The organism is Micromonospora psammae (genome assembly GCF_036902725.1).
Lineage (GTDB): Bacteria > Actinomycetota > Actinomycetes > Mycobacteriales > Micromonosporaceae > Micromonospora.
Genome location: NZ_JBAKHM010000001.1, coordinates 174,264 through 191,081, shown reverse-complemented (window position 1 = coordinate 191,081; position 16,818 = coordinate 174,264). Strand labels below are relative to the sequence as shown.

General features: G+C 74.7%; 17 protein-coding genes. 7 read left to right on the top strand and 10 right to left on the bottom strand.

The features are described from left to right. Positions 1 to 109 precede the first annotated feature (109 nt). Entirely contained in the window at positions 110 to 1,639 is a 1,530-nt protein-coding gene (locus V6U79_RS00900) for a SagB family peptide dehydrogenase (protein WP_334613100.1), read from the top strand. On the opposite strand, the gene V6U79_RS00895 is transcribed toward V6U79_RS00900, so the two are convergent. Continuing rightward, positions 1,577 to 1,924 (bottom strand): MMPL family transporter, encoded by a 348-nt coding sequence (locus V6U79_RS00895; RefSeq protein WP_334613099.1) that lies wholly within the window; start codon positions 1,922 to 1,924, stop codon positions 1,577 to 1,579. The genes V6U79_RS00900 and V6U79_RS00895 overlap by 63 nt on opposite strands. Between V6U79_RS00895 and V6U79_RS00890 the strand changes: the two genes are divergently transcribed. Together V6U79_RS00890 and V6U79_RS00885 are read left to right on the top strand one after the other, a co-directional pair. Further along, positions 1,886 to 2,296 (top strand): hypothetical protein, encoded by a 411-nt coding sequence (locus V6U79_RS00890; protein WP_334613098.1) that lies wholly within the window; start codon positions 1,886 to 1,888, stop codon positions 2,294 to 2,296. The two genes, V6U79_RS00895 and V6U79_RS00890, sit on opposite strands and share 39 nt — an antisense overlap. A gap of 97 nt (positions 2,297 to 2,393) precedes the next feature. Then, complete coding sequence (locus V6U79_RS00885) at positions 2,394 to 2,762, top strand: VOC family protein (protein WP_334613386.1); 369 nt, start codon at positions 2,394 to 2,396, stop codon at positions 2,760 to 2,762. A 156-nt stretch (positions 2,763 to 2,918) separates the two neighbouring features. On the opposite strand, the gene V6U79_RS00880 is transcribed toward V6U79_RS00885, so the two are convergent. From V6U79_RS00880 to yidD, 3 genes are all read right to left on the bottom strand, one after another. Beyond that, positions 2,919 to 3,218 carry a helix-turn-helix domain-containing protein gene (locus V6U79_RS00880; protein WP_334519514.1) on the bottom strand — a complete coding sequence of 100 codons (300 nt, stop codon included), beginning with the start codon at positions 3,216 to 3,218 and terminating at the stop codon, positions 2,919 to 2,921. Between the two features lie 178 nt (positions 3,219 to 3,396). Continuing rightward, a complete protein-coding gene (locus V6U79_RS00875; RefSeq protein WP_334613097.1) occupies positions 3,397 to 4,587 on the bottom strand; it encodes an aminoglycoside phosphotransferase family protein in 1,191 nt (396 codons plus the stop codon). 40 nt (positions 4,588 to 4,627) lie between these two features. Further along, positions 4,628 to 5,014 (bottom strand): membrane protein insertion efficiency factor YidD, encoded by a 387-nt coding sequence (gene yidD, locus V6U79_RS00870; RefSeq protein WP_334613096.1) that lies wholly within the window; start codon positions 5,012 to 5,014, stop codon positions 4,628 to 4,630. Positions 5,015 to 5,157: 143 nt separating this feature from the next. Between yidD and V6U79_RS00865 the strand changes: the two genes are divergently transcribed. Continuing rightward, complete coding sequence (locus V6U79_RS00865) at positions 5,158 to 5,730, top strand: hypothetical protein (protein ID WP_334613095.1); 573 nt, start codon at positions 5,158 to 5,160, stop codon at positions 5,728 to 5,730. A 59-nt stretch (positions 5,731 to 5,789) separates the two neighbouring features. Further along, positions 5,790 to 6,212: a VOC family protein gene (locus tag V6U79_RS00860; RefSeq protein WP_334613094.1), complete on the top strand. Its 423-nt coding sequence runs from the start codon at positions 5,790 to 5,792 to the stop codon at positions 6,210 to 6,212. A gap of 1 nt (position 6,213) precedes the next feature. Here the strand turns inward: V6U79_RS00860 and V6U79_RS00855 are convergent, their stop codons facing one another. Continuing rightward, entirely contained in the window at positions 6,214 to 7,389 is a 1,176-nt protein-coding gene (locus V6U79_RS00855) for a hypothetical protein (protein WP_334613093.1), read from the bottom strand. A 267-nt stretch (positions 7,390 to 7,656) separates the two neighbouring features. Here V6U79_RS00855 and V6U79_RS00850 point away from each other — a divergent pair, with 267 nt between their 5' ends. Together V6U79_RS00850 and V6U79_RS00845 are read left to right on the top strand one after the other, a co-directional pair. Beyond that, positions 7,657 to 9,195, top strand: a complete 1,539-nt coding sequence (locus V6U79_RS00850) for a gluconokinase (RefSeq protein ID WP_334613092.1) — start codon at positions 7,657 to 7,659, stop codon at positions 9,193 to 9,195. Positions 9,196 to 9,240: 45 nt separating this feature from the next. After that, a complete protein-coding gene (locus V6U79_RS00845) occupies positions 9,241 to 10,764 on the top strand; it encodes a GntP family permease (RefSeq protein ID WP_334613091.1) in 1,524 nt (507 codons plus the stop codon). Between the two features lie 19 nt (positions 10,765 to 10,783). Here the strand turns inward: V6U79_RS00845 and V6U79_RS00840 are convergent, their stop codons facing one another. The 5 genes from V6U79_RS00840 to V6U79_RS00820 all read right to left on the bottom strand — a co-directional run bounded on the left by V6U79_RS00840 (position 10,784) and on the right by V6U79_RS00820 (position 16,817). Continuing rightward, positions 10,784 to 11,551 (bottom strand): hypothetical protein, encoded by a 768-nt coding sequence (locus tag V6U79_RS00840; RefSeq protein ID WP_334613090.1) that lies wholly within the window; start codon positions 11,549 to 11,551, stop codon positions 10,784 to 10,786. A 116-nt stretch (positions 11,552 to 11,667) separates the two neighbouring features. Beyond that, the gene (locus tag V6U79_RS00835) at positions 11,668 to 11,952 is read right to left on the bottom strand and encodes a putative quinol monooxygenase (protein ID WP_334613089.1); all 285 of its coding nucleotides are present in this window, start codon (positions 11,950 to 11,952) and stop codon (positions 11,668 to 11,670) included. 73 nt (positions 11,953 to 12,025) lie between these two features. Continuing rightward, positions 12,026 to 12,784, bottom strand: coding sequence for a MerR family transcriptional regulator (locus V6U79_RS00830; protein WP_334519545.1), 759 nt, complete (start codon positions 12,782 to 12,784; stop codon positions 12,026 to 12,028). 119 nt (positions 12,785 to 12,903) lie between these two features. Then, positions 12,904 to 15,180, bottom strand: coding sequence for a putative bifunctional diguanylate cyclase/phosphodiesterase (locus V6U79_RS00825; RefSeq protein ID WP_334613088.1), 2,277 nt, complete (start codon positions 15,178 to 15,180; stop codon positions 12,904 to 12,906). Positions 15,181 to 15,299: 119 nt separating this feature from the next. Next, positions 15,300 to 16,817: a hypothetical protein gene (locus V6U79_RS00820; RefSeq protein ID WP_334613087.1), complete on the bottom strand. Its 1,518-nt coding sequence runs from the start codon at positions 16,815 to 16,817 to the stop codon at positions 15,300 to 15,302. Between the last annotated feature and the right edge of the window lies 1 nt (position 16,818).

Sequence of the window (16,818 nt, the reverse complement as noted above, 5' to 3'; positions counted from 1 at the left end):
CCGGCCGGCCGCCTCGCCGGGGTCTGCTCACTCCTGACCGATCAGACTGTCGAGGGCGACGGTGGGAACGGCAGGGCCTACGCCGGGCGCCGGCGGGTATGGGCGGCTGATGCACACCGGCGAGGTGACCCGGCTCTACCACCACGAGACGAACCAGTGTCGCGGCGACCGGCCGCCGGGTGTCCCGGGTTTCGTCCCGATGGACCCGAGCAACCGTCCCCAGCCCTTCAAACGCCATCTTGGGGCGCCGGTGCACCCCCTCCCCCGCGACCTGCCGCCGACCGGGGCGCCGGCCGCGGTGACCCTGTCCGGACGGGTACCGCCGAGCGACCCGACCATCGACGGCGAACTCCTCGCCCGGCTGCTGTTCTACTCGGCCGGCGTCACCCGAACCGCCGGAGACAACCTCTGGTTCCGGGCCGCCCCCTCCGCCGGCAACCTCCACCCCCTCGAGGTGTACGCGGTGGCCGGCGAGGTGGCCGGGCTCGACGCCGGGCTGTACCACTTCGCGCCGGAGGTGTTCGGCCTGGAGGCACTCGCCGCCGGGGACCACCGCCGGGCGCTGGCCGACGCCACCGCCGACCCGGACGTCGCGGCCAGCCCGCTCGCCCTCATCGTCACCGGCCTCCCGTGGCGCACCGCGTGGAAGTACGCCGAACGGGGCTGGCGGCACGTCTACTGGGACACCGGGACGATGCTGGCGAATCTGCTCGCCGTCGCCGAAGGCCACGGGCTACCCGTGCGGGTACGGCTGGGCTTCGTCGATGCCGCCGTGTCCCGCCTGCTCGGCGTCGACGGCGTGACGGAGTTCCCGGTGGCCGTGATCACCTGCGGTCGGCCCACCGCCGCCGCCGAACCGGTCGAGCTACCGCCGCCGCAGTTCCCGCCGACGCCGCTCTCCCCCGCGCCGGTCGACTTCCCGCTGGCCATCCGGGTGCAGCAGGCCGGTGAACTCACCACGGGCGACGACGTGACGGGCTGGCGGACTGCCGCCGTCGCGGGCCTGCCCCGCGCCACCGACACCGTCGACGCGCCGGTTGGGGCCGGCAGCGAGCCGATCGAGTCGGTCATCCTGCGCCGCGGCTCCACCCGGCGCATGCGCCACCAACTCGCCCCCGCCGAGCTCCTGCACTGGGCGATGGCTGCGGCGACCCGAGCGGTCCCCGCCGACGCGATCCCGAGCGGGACCACCCTGCTCTCCCACGAGGTCGCGGTTCACGCGGTGCACGGCACTGAGCCGGGCCTGTACCAGCGGGTCGACGGCCCGCCGCAGCTGCGCCGGTCGGCGCCGGAGCCCGAGGTACGTACGTTGAGCCAGGGGCTCTGCCTCGACCAGCCGCTCGGTGGCGACTCGGCGTACACCGACTTCGCCTGCGCCGATCTGGACCAGGTGCTCGACGGGTACGGCGAGCGCGGGTACCGGGTCGCCCAGTTCGAGGCGGGGGTGGCGGCCGGCCGCCTGCAACTGGCCGCCTTCACCCTCGGTCACGGCGGCACCGGCCTGACGTTCTGCGACCAGGACGTCTCGGAGGCGTTCGACACCCGTGCGGCCTGCATGCTCGCCGTCGCCATCGGGCTACCCGCCTACCGGCCGAAACCGGGCGGCCCGCCCGGCCGGCCCCGGCGGATCACCCGCTGACCGGTCCCGCTGGTGCTGGCTGTCCCGGCCCGGACCGTGGCAGGTGCTCCACATCGGCGCGAGGAGGCTGCGCAGCAGCGGCGCGAGGATGGGCGCGATCAGGCCGGCCCCCACCGGCAGGATCACCGACGGGTCGCGGTTGTTCGCCGAGTTGATGTCCGCGAAGATCGCGGTGGGTCCGCCGACCACCGCGCGGGCGCCGGGCGGGGCTGCCGCGTGCAGAAGGTTCGCAACGGAGGCGACAGCATGGACCGCGACGACTCGCTGCGCCGCTACGGCCTCCACCCCGCCCCCGCCGACCTCGACGCCATCCGCGTCCTCCTGGTCGAGCAGATCGAGCGGGAGTACGACGACGAAGGCGACCGGGACCTGATGCGCCTGTGCTGCTCCCAGCTCTTCCACGCCGGCGAGCTGCGCGACGTACTGCTGATCTGGGAGGCCAAGGGGTCCAGTTTCGACGCCCACTGCACCATCGACGCCCAGCTGCTGTGCGGCGCCGGCCTCGCTGAGACGAAGGCCTACCTGGCAGCCGAGGGTTCCGACGCCGCCGCCGACGCCCTGGAGTGGCTGACCGGCTGCGATGAAGCCGGCGACTTCACCCGCTTCACCGTCGAGCGGTACGCGCGGAGCGAGGCGAGCCACTACCTCCCCGGCTGACCTGCGCCCCAGGGCCAGGCCGGGGAACCGCCGGGCCCGGACTGTCGGTGGGCAGGCCTAGCCTGTGGCCATCGACCAACCGCAGGAGGACCGCAGCATGCTCGACCACCTCGGCATCCAAGCCCGCGACATCCCCAGCAGCAGCACCTTCTACGACACGGTCCTGGCGCCGCTGGGCGCGCGCCGGCTGATGCAGTTCGGCGACGTGATCGGCTACGGCGTCGACCGGCCGGACTTCTGGCTCAGCCCCACGACGTCCCCCGGCAACGCCCGCGAGTCGCACATCGCCTTCGCCGCGCCGGACCGGGCCGCCGTGCACGCCTTCCACGATGCCGCGGTGGAGGCCGGCGCGGAGGTGTTGCACGCGCCCCGCCTCTGGCCGGAGTACCACCCGACCTACTACGGCGCCTTCGTCCGCGACCCGGACGGCAATAACGTCGAGGCGGTCTGCCACGCCCCCGAGTGACCAGCAGGTGCTGCCGCCCATCGCCCGTCCCGACCTGCCCGAGATCCCGCTCGCCCGGGAGGACCTCATCGCGGCCCTTCACCTCGGCACCGGCTCTGTTGATGTGGGTGCACCCGTCCGAGGATGGCGACGGCTGGCGGTGAGTGGGGGCAGGGCTCAGGCCGCGTCTGCGTCGGGGGTGAAGCGAACGTCGAGCCTCATGTTGAGGGCTCGGGCAAGGCGTTCCAGGACCGGCAGGGTCGGCACCGTTCCGCCGGCCTCGAACCGCGCCACGGCGGACTGCGTCATGCCAGCGGCCCGCGCCAGCTCGCTCTGGCTCCAGCCGATGTGCTCCCGCAGGTGGCGCACCTCCTGGCCGAGTTCAAAGGCGATGCGGGTCGCCTCGTAGGACTCCGCCGCACCCGGCTCGGCCATCCGGCGGTCGCGCAGGTCGTTCCAGTCGACGCGGTCACTCATTGCTCTGCCTCCTCGTGCACGATGTGCCGCTCCGCCACGCACCGGTCGAGCGCCCGGCGAGCACGCTCGACCTCTCGGTCCTCCCGCATTGGCGTCTTGCGGAACAACGAGCCATAGCATCAATGCTATGGCTCTGCGAAGTCAGATCCGACATTCCTCGCCCCGCGTGTCACGCCGCCTAAAAGTGAGCTACTCCGGGGCGGTGGTTGCACGGGCTGCGGGACCGCTCGGCTGCCGCCCGCTCCAGGCACTCCGGCACGTCCGCGACGTGGTAGACCCGCTCGCTCGGCTCGATTCCCGCCAGGAACGTCGCGTACACCGCCGCCAGCCGCAGCCACGCGACCGGTCGCAGCAGCTCAGCGGCCCGCTCCGGCGCGCAGCCCGGCGCACTGCCCCGCCACCGCGCCGACCACGCCTCCACCAGCGCGGAAGCAGAGGCGGAGTCCAGGCCGAGGGTCAGCTCCAGGATGTCGAAGGCGGGGTGCCCGACGAACGAGTCTCCCCAGTCGATGACCACACGCCGTTCCCCGTCGCCCCGGACGTTGCCGGGGTGCAGGTCCCCGTGCACGAGGGTGTCCGGCAGCCCGCACCGCGCCACCTCCGCCAGCCGCGCCTCCAGCCCGTCGAGCACAGCGGCGGCGGCGTGGGGAGCGAGCGCGGAACGGATCCATGCGGCGAGGGCATCGCCGCGCAGGTCCGGCACGCCCGCCGCCACCAGCTCGGCGACGGCGGGCGCGGCGCGTACCTGGAGGGCGTGGTGGTCGGCGGCGATGGCCTGCCGCTCGGCCAGGTCGGCGCCGTAGCGGTCCTCCCCCGGCACGTGGTCGAGCAGCATCCGCCCGTCGCCGTCGTCGGCCAGCAGCGTCGGCGTGCGCCCCGGCGCGACCGCGGCGAGCCGGCGCAGCACCGCCGCCTCGTGCCGGAAGAACCCCGGCACCTGCTTGAGCCAGGTCGTGCCGCCCGGCCCGTCGAGCCGCCAGATCGCCGACAGGTTCCAGGTGCGCTGCTGCGTCACCCGGGTCGTCGGCCGGTCGAGCCGGTCGAGCTGCGCCGTGGCCCAGGCCAGGCTCGCCGCGGGTCCGCCCGGCTGCGCCCAGGGCGCGCGCAGCGGATGCGGCGCGAGGTCCGCCGCCACCGGCACCAGGGGTACGGGCACCGGCCCGGCCGCCTCCGCCAGGTAGGTGACCGCGCCCCCGGGTTGCCGGGGCAGCTCGCTGGTGAGCAGCCGCAGCACCGTCCCCTCGACCGGCGCGCCCGCCACGACATCCGCGGCCTCCGGCCACCAGGGCGTCGGCACCTCGTACGGGGGTAGGGCGCCGAGCAGCCGGCCGGCGGGGTCGACGAGGACCAGGGTCACGGTGCGGGGCACGCCCGGCACGGTAGCGCCGGGGCGCACCCCCGGCGACCGGTTATCGCACCGGGTCGTGGATGCCCCGGGGCACCCACGGCTTGCAGCGGCGCAGCCGGTCCGCCGCCATCCGCCCACCGACCGCCAGCCCGTACCGCTCCACGGCCGTGAGGCCGTACGCGCTGCACGTCGGGGTGTAGCGGCACTGGCCGGGCCAGCGGTGCGACAGCCACCGACGGTAGCCGAGGATCGCCGCCCGGCCGGCCCGGTCGACGACCGGTGCCCGGCTGACCCGGGCGGTGGCCGCGCCGAGGGTGAGCAGGAAGGAGAAGAGCCCGAAGTCGCAGCAGTCCGGCCCGTCGCAGAAGTCGCAGTCGACGGTGCAGTTGTCGCAGCGGTCCCGCTTCTTCTTGCGCCGCTTGCGCCTGAAGTGGATCACGCCGTACATGGTGGAGCAGGCTCGCCACCCGGCGGCCGCCGCACCCCGACACGCGGCGCGGCGGCGACCCCGGTGGTGGTCGGGGCGACGTCCGGGGACGGCTACAGGAAGACCCCGATGAATGAAGGCCCGACCCCTGCCAGCCTGGGCGAATGACCGCCACCGATACCCGCACGACCGCGACCCCAACCGTGCGAGGCGCCGCGCTCGCCGCCCCGCTCCTCCTGTTCGCCTACGGCATCTGCCGGTGGATCGACGGCTTCGACGGCGACCGCCACAACGGCCCGGCCTGGGACATCGGGCACACCCTCTTCCTGCTCGGCATCGTCGGCTTCGCCGTGCTGGCGGTCGCCCTGCGCCGGGTGTTCCTGTCAGCGGCAGGCCGGCAGTCCGGCGGATGGCGGATCGCCGTCGAGGTGGCGACCGCGGCGACGCTGCTGGGAGCCGCCGCGTTCGGATGGGTGATTGTCGGTGACCTGTTCGAGCCGGTGGCCGACACCGTGCCGGACCCGGTGTTCGACGCCGGGCCGGTGTTGTTCCAGCTCGGCCTGCTCACGCTGCTGGTGCGGGCGGTCACGGTACGGCTGCTGCCGGCCTGGGCGCCGGTACTGGTCCTGGTCGGCTTCGTCGCCCTCGCCGTCGACCTGGACCTGCTGCCGGTGGGCGCGGCGCTCGTCGCCGTCGGCCTGCTCCCGCTGGCCCTCGGCGTCCGCCGAGGCCGCTGAACGGACCGACCCCGGTAGGGGCAGACGACGTGACCCATCCCGGCGGTACGGTCCGGGGCATGGAGCAGCGGATCAGCCTGGTCACCCTCGGGGTCGCCGACCTCCCCCGCGCCCGCGCCTTCTACGAGGCGCTCGGCTGGCGGGGTCAGGAGGTCGAGGAGACCGTCTTCTTCCAGGCCGGTGGCCTGGCCCTGGTGTTGTGGGGCCGGGAGAAGCTGGCCGCCGACGCCGGCGTGCCGGACACCGATCCCGGCGGGATGACCCTGGCGCAGAACGTCCGTTCCCCCGCCGAGGTGGACGACGTGCTGGCCACGGCGGTGCGGGCGGGCGCGCGGCTGACCCGACCGGCGGCGGAGACCTTCTACGGCGGGTACGCCGGCTGCTTCACCGACCCGGACGGGCACGTCTGGGAGATCGCCTTCAACCCGGGCTTCCCGCTCGCCGACGACGGCACGCTCACGCTGCCCGACTTCGCCGCCTGAGTCACCGCCCCGGCGCGGTGTGCACGATGCGGCGCACGCCCCGATGGCCGGCGCACGCGGCCGGGCGGCCGCCGGTCAGGCTGACCTGCCCGTCGCGGCACTGCACCAGGTAGCCGCGGCCGGCCCAGAAGTCCTGCACGCAGTCGAAGAAGTCGCAGATCCGGTGGTCGGGCTGGCGGACCCGCCGACCCTCGGCGCAGTAGTCGTACCCCAGGGGGTTGGCCGGTGCGCCGCAGAGCCGGTCGCGCTCCGGGGCCGGCTGGGTCGTCGGACGTCGCGGTGCCGGCGACGCGGCCGACGCCCGCCGGGGCGCCGGCGACGCCGACGGCGCGGGCTTCGGGCGGGGCGCAACGAGCTGGACCGGCGCGGCGGCGGGGGTGGCCGCGGCGGCGACCTCCGCGGCGGTGGTGACCGGTGGGTCGGAGTCGAGGAGCACCGCCGGCACGACCAGGGCCAGCGCGGCGGCGACGGCGACGGTGCGCCGACCACCGGGCAGCCGGGTGACGAACCGGGCCTGGGCGGGGGTGGCGATCGCCGGCCGGAACGGCCGGGTCTGGGCGTGCTCGGCGATCAGTTCGTCGAGCTGCGCGACGACCGTGGCCCGCTGCTCGATGGCGTCGGCGAAGGCCAGCGTGAGGAGGAAGCGGAACTCGGCGGCGGCGGTGGCCGGCAGCAGCAGCCCGGAGGCCTGCCGCCGGTCCAGGACCTGGATCAGCGTCACCGGCGCCGCCGGGTCGTGGGACAGGCCGGTCATCTTCCCGTACGCCCAGTCGCGCCGGCCCCGCCCGCCGAGCAGCACGAGCCGGCGGTTGGTGACGACGGCGATGCCGGCGTCGGTGGCCTTGACCCCGTCGGGGAGGCGGTGGTGCAGCGGCGCCCCGTCGGCCTCGACGGTCAGGTCCGGGGCGGGCAGCACCGCGGTGTGCCGGACCTCGACCAGTTGCGCGGCGGGCAGGGTCCAGAGGACCAGCTCGCCGGGGGTGAGTTCCAGCGGCAGTCCGGCGCCCGCCGCCACCGACCCGTGCAGGTCGACGGCGAGGGCACGGAGCCGCCGCAGTTCGTCGTCTCGTCGTCGCCAGGCCCGCTCGGCGTCGCGGTACGTCCGCTGTCGCCGCTCGTTCTGCTTGCGTGCCCAGGTGTAGCGCCAGGTGGAACCCGTCGAATCAGTTTCTGCCACGCCGACTCCTCCGTCGCGCGAGCCACCAACCGGGGTGTCACCCCTTCAACGGCTTCCGCGAGTCCGGCGGACATGCCGAACCGGGCGAATCACCCGATCGGCGGAGCGATTCGGACGATAGTCCTATATCGCTGCGTCGATTCGCGTTCGGTGCCGGTGGTGGCGAGGGATCGCCCGGTGCGCCGTGCGGGGTGCGGGAACCGTGGGTAACGTCAGCCGCAGCCGAGGGCGACGAGGCAGCTCGGCGCGGACCGAGGAGGTGCACCGGTGGACGAGCCCGTCGTGCTCGGCGTCGACATCGGCACCACCAGCACCAAGGTCGTCGCGTACGACACCGGAGGCGACCGGCTCGCCCACCACTCGGTCGGCTATCCGCTGGAGGATCCGCACCCGGGCTGGGCCGAGCAGGATCCGCAGCTGATCTTCGACGCGGTCGTCGAGTGCCTGCGTACCGTGGCCGGCGAGCTGCCCGGCCCGGTGGCCGGGCTGTCGTTCAGCACCGCGATGCACAGCCTGATCGGCCTGGACCCCGACGGCGTCCCGCTGACCCCGTCGTTGACCTGGGCCGACTCCCGGTCCAGCGCGCAGGCGGAGCGGCTGCGCGCCATGCCGTCCGGGCTGGTCCTGCACCGGCGCACCGGCACCCCGGTGCATCCGATGGCACCGCTGCCGAAGCTGGTCTGGTACGCCGAGCAGGAGCCGATGCTCTTCGCGCGGGTCGCGCACTGGGTCGGCATCAAGGACTGGGTGCTGCTGCGGCTGACCGGCGCGCTGGTCACCGACCACTCGGTGGCCTCCGCCACCGGGCTGATGGACATCCAGCGGCTGGCCTGGGACCCCGAGGCGCTGAGTATCGCCGGGATCACCGCGGAGCAGCTGCCCCGGCTGGTCACCACCACCACCGTGCTGCCCGGCCTGACTCCGGCGGCCGCCGCGGCGACCGGGCTGCCCGCCGACATCCCGGTGGTGGTCGGCGCGGGCGACGGGCCGCTGGCCAACCTGGGTCTCGGCGCGGTGAAGCCCGGCGTGGTGGCCTGCTCGATCGGCACCTCCGGCGCGATGCGGGTGGCCGTGGAACGGCCCGCCGTCGACCCGCTCGGCGGGGTGTTCTGCTACGCCCTGACCGAGGACCGTTGGGTGGTCGGCGGGGCGATCAACAACGGCGGCATCGTGCTCCAGTGGGCGGGCGACGCGCTCGCCCCGGAGCTGGGTGAGCACTCCGAGGAGGAGCTGCTCGCCCTGGCCGAACGCGCCCCGGTCGGGTCCGGCGGGCTGATCATGCTGCCGTACCTGCTGAGCGAGCGGGCGCCGCACTGGAGCGCGCTGCCCCGCGGGGCGTACGTCGGGTTGACCCACGGCCACCGGCGTGAGCACCTGGTCCGGGCGGCGCTGGAGGGGGTGTGCCAGCAGCTCGCCCTGGTGCTGGCGTCGGTCCGGGCGGCCGGCAACGAGGTGCGCGAGATCCGGGCCAGCGGCGGCTTCGCCCGCAGTCCGCTGTGGCGGCAGATGCTCGCCGACGCGCTCGGCATGCCGGTGCGCTTCCCCGCCGGGCACGAGGGTTCCAGCTTCGGGGCGGCGCTGCTGGGCATGCAGGCGCTCGGCCTGATCCCCTCCATCGAGGTCGCCGCCGACCTGGTGGAGATCGACGAGACGATCCATCCCGACCCGGCCGCCGCCGCCACCTACGCCGCCCTGCTCCCGCTCTTCTCCGAGCTGTACGACGCCCTGGTGCCCACGTTCATCTCGCTGCGACGGCTGGCCCCCGGGCTACCGCCTGAGCCGACCCCGCGCGCCTCCCCCATGTGATCGCCCGTCCCCCGTCACGTACGCCTACCGAAGGTCGTGATAGCCGTGGTCACTCTGCTCGCCGCACCGGCCGAACCGCTCACCGACGCCGGTGACGCCCAACTGATCGTCGCGGCGTTGCTGGGCATCGCCGCGGTGGTGCTCCTCATCGCCTGGGGCAAGGTCCACCCGTTCCTGTCGCTGATCCTCGGCGCGGCCGTGCTGGGCGTGGTCGCCGGCGTGACCCCCGAGGCGATCGTCAAATCGTTCAGCGGCGGGGTGGGCTCCACCGTGGGCGGGGTGGGCCTGCTGATCGCGCTCGGCGCCATGATCGGCGGCCTGCTCGCCGAGAGCGGGGGCGCGGACAGCATCGTCGAACGGGTGGTCGGCCGGGTCTCCGGCCGGGCCCTGCCCTGGGCGATGGCGGGGGTGGCCTCGCTGATCGGCCTGCCGCTCTTCTTCGAGGTCGGCGTGGTGCTGCTGGTGCCGATCGTGCTGCTGGTCTCGCTGCGGGTGGACGTACCGCTGATGAAGATCGGCATCCCGGCGCTGGCCGGCCTGTCGGTGCTGCACGGTCTCGTGCCGCCGCACCCCGGCCCGCTGGTCGCGATCGACGCCCTCGGCGCCGACCTCGGCCAGACCCTCGCGCTGGGCCTGCTGGTCGCCATCCCGACGGTGATCGTCGCCGGTCCGGTCTTCGGCAACTTCATCGCCCGCTACGTGCCCGCCACCGTGCCGGAGGCGTTGCTGCCCACCCGCCGGCCGATCTCGGTCGCCGGCGGGCGGGGGTCGGCGGGCACCGGACGCGGCCCGGCCGACGCCGACGGCGACCTGGTCAACTCCGACGACCTGGTCAACCCGGGCACCGGCCACCCCGGCGCGCCGATCGACGAGGCCGGCACCGAGGCGGTGCGGGCGCGCCGCTCCCCCGCCCTGTGGGCCGCGGTCGTCACCGTCCTGCTGCCGGTGGTGCTGATGCTGCTGCGGGCGATCGGCGAGCTGTTCCTGGCCGAGGGCACCGGAGGACGCAAGGCGTTGGACATCGTCGGCACCCCGATCGTCGCCCTGCTGGCCGGGGTCATCTTCGCGATGATCTTCCTGGGTTACCGGACCGGGTTCAGTCGTACCCAGGTTTCCGGTTTCCTCGGCGGGTCGCTGCCGCCCATCGCCGGCATCCTGCTGATCGTCGCGGCCGGTGGCGGCTTCAAGCAGGTGCTGGTCGACGCCGGCGTGGGCAGCCTGGTGGCGGACGCCGCCGAGGGCGCGAACCTCTCGCCGCTGCTGCTGGGCTGGCTGGTGGCCGTCGGCATCCGGGTGGCGACCGGCTCGGCGACCGTCGCCACCATCACCGCGGCGGGCATCGTCGCGCCGCTCGCGGCGACCCTCCAGGGGCCGGAGGTGGCGCTGCTGGCGCTGGCCATCGGCTGCGGGTCGCTCTTCTTCTCGCACGTCAACGACGCCGGCTTCTGGCTGGTCAAGGAGTACTTCGGGCTGACCGTCGGGCAGACCATCAAGAGCTGGTCGGTGATGGAAACCATCATCTCGGTGGTTGGCTTCCTCGGCGTGCTGGTGCTGGACCTGTTCCTGTAGCGCCCCGGGCCGGACGGGGTCAGGCGCCGGGGATGTTGGCCGGCGGGTCCTCGCCGATCAGCTCCGCCGCCGGCTGCTCCGCCGGCACCGGCAGGCCGAAGTCGGCGTACGCCAGGTCGAGCGCCGAGGCCCGACCCTTCTCGCCGGGCAGCTCGATCCGGTAGTGCACCAGCCGACCCTGCTCGTCCACGCGGGCGGTGAAAGGCACGGCGCCCGCGCCGGCGCCGAGCACCCCGCCGACGCCCGCACCCAGGACGGCGGCGCTGTCGCGCAGGTCGAGGGTGCCGGCGTACGCGCGCTCGCCGGCGCGTCGGACGTCGGCCGACGCGCGCAGCGTGCTCGCCACCCGGGTGGTGTCCAGGCCGTTGCGCCGGGCCGTCGCCGCCGCGCCGACGTGCCACCAGGTACGCCCGTCCCAGGCCGGTACCCGGCGGTCCGGGGCGGTGACCTTCACGTAGACCTCCGGGCCGGTGGTCAGTCGTTCGATGGTCACCGTGCCGTTCGGCACCGCCAGCACGGTGGTCTCCAGGCCCCGGCGGCCCTTCGGGTCCCAGACCAGGGTGGTGCCGTCCCCGCCACTGCCGGAGCCGAGTTTCAACCGGTAGCTCTGCTGGTCGACCTTCGCCGCCGCGTCGGCCAGGACGGTGGCCGGGTCGGCGTCGGCGGCCGGACCGGTCGGGCTCGGGATGGGGGTCGGCTCGTCGCCGCCCTTCGCCGTGCAGCCGCCGGTGGCGGCGAGGACGGCGGCGAGGAGCGCGCCGGTCACGGTCAGCTTCGGGTGCTTCACGGACTTCTCCCGGCGTGGGGGTGCGCCCGCCGGCCGAGCCGATCGACGCTGATGACAGTACGGTCCGGCCAGCCTAGCCGGGACACCCGCGGGTGTCCCGGCGCGGCGGGCACCGGTCAGGGCGCCTGCACGTCGGAGATCGGGTACCGGTGCACCTCCGCGCCGCGGATCGCCGCGGCCTGCTCGTCGGCCGGGCCGGAGCCACGGAAGTCGAGCAGCTGCGGTTCGGACTCCCAGCGCTCGTACACGTTGATCCGGCCCGGCTCGACCAGGTCCGCGCCGATCGCGAAGTCGACGCAACCCGGCGCGGACCGGGCCTGCCGGACCACCTCCACACAGGAGGCCAGGTAGGCGTCCCGCCCGGCCGGGTCGACGTAGAGACTGCCGGCGACGATGAGCACTGGTGACCTCCGGGGGTGTGCCTGACAGGACGGACGCGCCTGTCAGGCATACCACCCGAGGCCGACAACCGGGTCAGGCGCGGCTGATCGCGTTGGCGTGGATCGCCTCGCTCAGGTACGCCGCCAGCCCCGGCGCGATCTTCTCGTAGTACTCGGTGAAGCGCGGGTCGGCCAGGTACATGTCGGCCAGCCCGGTGTGCATCTCGTACGAGCAGTCGTAGAACCAGCGGACGATGATCTGCCGGTGCTCCTCGGCCAGCGCCATCGCCTCCGGCGAGTCGGCCGGCGCACCGGAGGCCAGCACCGCGGTGAGTCGCCGCGCCCAGTCCTCGTTCTCCGCCTTGTGCCGCAGCCAGTCCTCCTTCGAGTAACCGGCCACCCGCCGGTTCGACTCCCGGTACGCGTCGGTGTCACCCCAGCGCTGCTCGGCCTCCTCGGCGTGCGCGTCCGGGTCGAAGTCGCCGAAGACCTCGAACCGCTCCTCGGGGGTCAGTTGAACGCCCATCCTTCTCGCCTCCATCGCGAGCTCGATCGCCGCGACCATCTCCTGCAACTTCCCGATCCGCCCGGTCAGCAGCTCGCGCTGCCGGCGCAGGTGCGCCGCCGGGTCGGCGGCCGGGTCGTCGAGGATCGCCGCGATCTCATCCAGCGGGAACCCCAGCTCCCGGTAGTAGCGGATCAACTGCAACCGCTCCAGGTCCGCGTCGTCGTAGCGGCGGTAGCCCGCCGCGGTGCGGCCACTCGGCGAGAGCAACCCGATCTCGTCGTAGTGGTGCAGCGTCCGGACCGTCACCCGGCCCGCCTTCGCCACCTGTCCCACCGTGTACGCCATGGTTCCCTCCCTTCCGCGACCAAGGCTCCCGCCTGCCGTTGCGTGAGGGTCAAGCCCGATTCTGCGACCCCGGCCACCCCGCCCGCACCGATCCCGCACTCCCCGATCGGGTCGGTCGGTCAGACCGGGGCGGAGGTCGGGCGCAGCGCGGCCAGGTCGCCGGGGCGGCCGTACCGGTAGCCCTGGCCGTGCCGGCAGCCGATCGCGGTGACCGCCGCGTGCTGCCCCTCGGTCTCCACCCCCTCGGCCACCACCACCAGGTCGAACGCGGCGGCCAGCCGGGTCACCATCTCCACCGTCGCGTACGCCCGCGGATCGGCCTCGATCCGGGACACGAACGAGCGGTCGATCTTCAGCTCGGTGGCCGGGATGCGGTGCAGGTAGCTCAACGACGAGTAGCCGGTGCCGAAGTCGTCGATGGCGATCCGGATGCCCAGCTCGCGCAGCTGGCGCAGCCGCTCCAGCACCGCCTCGGTGCCGTCGATCAGGGCCGACTCGGTCAGCTCCAGGGTCAGCGCCCGGGGCGCCAGGCCGGCGCCGGCGACGGCCTCGGAGACCGTGGCGATCAGGTCGGGACGGCGCAGGTGCGCGGCGGCGATGTTCACCGCCACGGTCGCCTCCGGCGCCCACTGCCGCCACGTCGCGGCGGCCCGGCACGCCTCGTGGATCACCCAGCGGTCGATCGGGACGATCAGCCCGGTCTCCTCGGCCAGCGGCAGGAACGCCGCCGGCCGCAGGGTGCCCAGCCGGGGATGGCGCCAGCGCACCAGGGCCTCGGCGCTGCACACCGCCCCGGTGGCCAGGTCGACGATGGGTTGGAACTCCAGGACCAACTGGCCCTCGTCGACCGCCCGGCGCAGCTCGGCGATCAGCTCGGCCCGCGTCACCGCCGACTCGCGCAGCGCCGGCGTGCAGGTCCGGTACGCGGACTTGCCGGCGGCCTTGGCCGCGTACATGGCGATGTCGGCGTCGCGGAGCAGGTCGGTGTGGGAGGTGTGCTGCGGGCCGTACTCGGCGATGCCGATGCTGGCCGACGGACGCACCCCCAGGTCGTCCTCGCCGGGCAGCGGTTGCAGGGCGGCCAGCAGTCGCTGCGCCAGCCGTTCCGGCGGGACCGGCCGGTTGTCGACCAGCACGGCGAACTCGTCGCCGCCGAGCCGGGCGATCGTCCCGTCGCGGCCGACGGCCCGGCGCATCCGCTCGGCGATGCTGGTCAGCAGGCTGTCCCCGGTGGCGTGCCCGAACCGGTCGTTGACCTGCTTGAAGCCGTCCAGGTCGAGCAGCAGCACGGCGACCGGTGGGCCGTCGCGCAGCGCCCGGCGCAGCTGCCGGTTGAACATCAGCCGGTTCGGCAGCCCGGTGAGCTGGTCGGCGTAGGCCAGCCGGCGCAGCCGGGCGACCAGCCGCAGGTTCTCGTTCGCGGCGAGCCCCTGGCGCAGGGCGAGCATGCCGAGCAGCGTCATCATGCCGACGAAGACCAGGTGCGGGGTCTGCCCGGTGGGCCGGCGGGCCAGCACCACCGCGACGATCGCGCCACCGACCGGCAGGTACGGCAGGGTCACCCGCCACCAGGGCAGCGGCGGCGGGTCGGCGGGTTCGTCCGCCTCGTCGTGGTCGGGCGGGGGCGGGCGGGTGGCGGCGACGCCGATCAGCAGGTAGCTCAGCGGCCAGCAGACGTCGATCGGGTGGCCCGGGGCGTAGCTGGCGTGCGCGACGAGCGAGACGTAGACCGTGTCCGCCCCGGCGCGGATCGCCAGGCTCACCCCGATCAGGGTCAGCGGCCGCCACACCGGGCGGGCCGGTCCGGCCACCGCCACCAGGATGGTCAGCTGCATCAGGTCGAACATCGGGTAGAGCAGGCCGTAGGTGCGCAGCGGGTCGGCGAGGTCGGCGGCGGCGACGTCCCGGAACACCACCACCCAGCCGATCGGGATCAGGGCCAGGGCGACGATCGCCCCGTCGAGGAGCGTCCGGGCCCGGCCGACCGCGCTGAGCGGCGCGGAGAGCGAGCAGAGCAGCGCGGCGGTGCCGGTGACGATGCCGGCGGTGAAGACGACCCCGACCAGCGGGGTGTGCGGCAACTCGTGCCCGTCGAGCCGGTCGACCGTCCAGAGGGTGCGGCCCACGGCGGCGAGGCCCATGGTCAGCGCGAGCAGCGTCCAGAACCGGCGCACCGCCACGGGCTGCCGGCGCGCCGCGTCGGCGCAGGTGGCCGTCGCCCAGGCCGCCACCGCGACCGCGCCCAGGTCGCTGGCCAGGGCCGCGTCGGGCAGCTCCGCGACCAGCCAGACCGCTTCGGCGAGGACCACCAGCGCCGCGGCGACCGCGGCCGCCCGACGGGTACGCGACGGCCGGGGCGGCACGACGACCTCGCGGCGGACGTCCTGGGGCAGCACGGTGATCGCTCCGGCTTCTTTGCTGGGCGCACCTCGACGGGTGGGGACCGGTCACGGACGACAACCATCAGAGCCTAGTCAGCGCCCTCACACCCCGCCAGGGCCGATCGACCCTGGCGTCAGGCCCACTCCTCGACCGGATCGCCGTCGACCACGGCCGGCGCGTCGTCGGCCCGCGCCAGCGGCGGGCCACCGTGCGTCCACGGGGTCTCCTCCGGCGCGGGAAACGCCCCCGCCGGCATGAACGCGTCCGACAGGGTGGTCCAGCAGAGCCGCTCCCCCACCTCGGGGACGCTGCCCGGCGGCGCGGTCAACCCCCGGCCCATCCCGCCGGAGAGCTCCAGCACCACCTCGGTCTTCCCGTCGGCGGCCGGAGTGAGGAAGACCACCTTCGCCTTCTGCGCGGGCCGGGCCGGCGACCACAGCGTCGCACCGACCGGCACCAGCACCGGTTCGGTGGTGACCACCTGGATCCGGGGCCGCAGCACCGGCCGCCGACCGCTGTCGTCGACCCGCTTCGCGTCGGCCAGGGTCACCTCACCGACGAACGCCTCCCCGGTCAGCCGGTGCTCCGCCATGACCAGGGGGTCGTCGTAGGCGCGCTGCACCGCGTACGAGGTCAGGGCGCGTTCCAGCCGGTGCAGCCGCTGGGCGGCGACCACCGCCCCGTCCCGTCGCGGCTGCGGCCCGCCGCCGGAGTCCACGTGCTCGGCGTGACCGGTGAACGCGTCCTTGTCGCCGTCCCACCGGCCGGCCACCCGGGCCCCGGGCGGCAGGGCCCGCAGCAACCCGACGCCGCGCCACATCAGCTCCCAGGTGGGCGCGAGCTGGTCGCGCAGCACCCGCTCCAGCTCCGCGTACGCCCCGGCGAGCGCGTCGGGGTCGTCGGCGCTGTCGGCGTACGCGGCGATGGCCGGGGCGAGCACCCGGTTGTCGAAGTCCGGGTCGGTGGCCGGTCCGGCCGGCGGGCAGCGCGCCGGGTCCTCGGCCCGGGCCGCGGCCTCGACCCCCGTCAGCCCGGGCGGCGGGTCGATCCAGCCGAGCAGGGCGGGCAAATGCAGGTCCTCCACCGCGCTCTGCCCGGTGGCCCAGTGCAGGGTCAGCGCGTCGGTCATCGCCACCAGCGCCGCCGAGCCGGGGTGCTCGGCCCGCTCGGCGAAGAACGTCAGCCACCGCCCGAGCAGCGGCACCGTCGGGTGCACCGGATGGTCGCCGTCCGGCCGGCGGAACCGGGTGGAGCGCCCGAGCAGCCGCAGGAAGCCGACCCCCGCCGGGTTGGGCACCAGCAGCTGCGGCGCGTCGACGTACCGGTGGCGGACGTCCCGGCCCCGGTCCACCGGCACCGCCTCGGAGACGCCCCGGAACTCCTCCAGGTACGGCAGCACGATCGCGGCCAGCTCGGCGGCGAACCGGTAGCGCTGGTCCCGGTTGCGGGGCTGCGGCACGATCAGCAGCCGCGCCTCGTCTGCCGCGGCGCCCACCAGCGCGGCGAGCGGGGCGTTGGCCTCGCCGGCCATGGCCAGCGGCACCAGCACCAGCGGCCGCTCCGCCAGGTGCAGGTGACGAACGGTGGCCACCGGCTGGGCCACCCCGGCGGCGAGCGCCTGCGCCTTCGCCAGCGCGCGGAGGGTGGTCATG

Excerpts from the sequence above, each read along its gene's own strand:
- V6U79_RS00820 (WP_334613087.1), bottom strand. The coding sequence starts at position 16,817 with ATGACCACCCTCCGCGCGCTGGCGAAGGCGCAGGCGCTCGCCGCCGGG.
- V6U79_RS00900 (WP_334613100.1), top strand. The coding sequence starts at position 110 with ATGCACACCGGCGAGGTGACCCGGCTCTACCACCACGAGACGAACCAG.
- V6U79_RS00865 (WP_334613095.1), top strand. The coding sequence starts at position 5,158 with ATGACCGCCACCGATACCCGCACGACCGCGACCCCAACCGTGCGAGGC.
- V6U79_RS00885 (WP_334613386.1), top strand. The coding sequence starts at position 2,394 with ATGCTCGACCACCTCGGCATCCAAGCCCGCGACATCCCCAGCAGCAGC.
- yidD (WP_334613096.1), bottom strand. The coding sequence starts at position 5,014 with ATGTACGGCGTGATCCACTTCAGGCGCAAGCGGCGCAAGAAGAAGCGG.
- V6U79_RS00860 (WP_334613094.1), top strand. The coding sequence starts at position 5,790 with ATGGAGCAGCGGATCAGCCTGGTCACCCTCGGGGTCGCCGACCTCCCC.
- V6U79_RS00880 (WP_334519514.1), bottom strand. The coding sequence starts at position 3,218 with ATGAGTGACCGCGTCGACTGGAACGACCTGCGCGACCGCCGGATGGCC.
- V6U79_RS00830 (WP_334519545.1), bottom strand. The coding sequence starts at position 12,784 with ATGGCGTACACGGTGGGACAGGTGGCGAAGGCGGGCCGGGTGACGGTC.
- V6U79_RS00890 (WP_334613098.1), top strand. The coding sequence starts at position 1,886 with ATGGACCGCGACGACTCGCTGCGCCGCTACGGCCTCCACCCCGCCCCC.